1 pseudogene is annotated in these 250 nt (G+C 70.4%); it reads right to left on the reverse strand.

The features are described 5' to 3' along the window. Window positions 1-97: 97 nt before the first annotated feature. Window positions 98-250, reverse strand: a pseudogene (locus tag SB764_RS43070) (TetR/AcrR family transcriptional regulator); the annotation flags it as partial.

A 250-nucleotide genomic window follows, 5' to 3' on the forward strand; every position in this document is an offset into this window, starting at 1 on the left:
GTCGACGAAAGCCGGCCAGCCGTGGCTCCCGCCGCATGACATTCGTACGGCCCGGGCCGCCCAAATCGTGAATCGCCGCCTGCGCGGCGTGACGCAATCAGCTCGCCGAATGGGCGGTCGCCGTATCGGCCGTGGCCGCGGGCGTACCCGTACCCGGCGAAAGCCCGAATGCTTCGCTCGCGCCCGCATCGTCGAGCACGGCCGCGAAGATCGACAACTGCGTGCTGTCGGGCATCGGCGCCTTCAGCGC

This window comes from Paraburkholderia sp. SIMBA_027, assembly GCF_046535315.1.
Taxonomy (GTDB): Bacteria; Pseudomonadota; Gammaproteobacteria; order Burkholderiales; family Burkholderiaceae; genus Paraburkholderia; species Paraburkholderia tropica.